General features: G+C 68.6%; 1 protein-coding gene. It reads right to left on the bottom strand.

The window, feature by feature from the left end:
* Window positions 1-443 (bottom strand): hypothetical protein (locus tag AC1DU6_RS36055; RefSeq protein ID WP_477863492.1); only part of this gene is annotated, 443 nt, incomplete at its 3' end.
* Window positions 444-500: the final 57 nt, after the last annotated feature.

A 500-nucleotide genomic window follows, 5' to 3' on the forward strand; every position in this document is an offset into this window, starting at 1 on the left:
GAGTTATCGATGATGATGATCTCGCGTCCCTCCCGATCCCTGCGGATACGTCGCAGCAGCTGACCGTCGCGGCCAACCACCGTGATGATCTGCGAACCGTCGGGACGGATCACGATGGTCCGGTCCTCACCGCCGACCCGATCCGTACGGATGTCACGCGCGCCGTAGCGGAAGCGATCGACTTCGTTGTGGCGGATGAACGACTGACCGCTCGGATCCTGCACGATGATGCGCCCAGGTTCGGTGATGATCGTGCGACCACCTTCCTGGCGCTCGCTGCGCTGGCCGCGGAAATCGCCCATGTTGCGCGGGCCCTGGGGGGCAGCGCCCGGTGCGATCGGCGTCAGCGCTGCTGCTGGCGGCGGCGCCTGAGGGATCGGCGCCGTCACCGTTGGTGCGGGCGGCTGCACGACCTTGATGTTGCCACCACCGGGCGCGACCACGACAGGTGCAGCAGTGCTCGTGGGCGGGGCAGCGGCGGGTGCCGCAGCGTTCGGCGG

Source organism: Roseateles sp. P5_B10, from assembly GCF_056400485.1.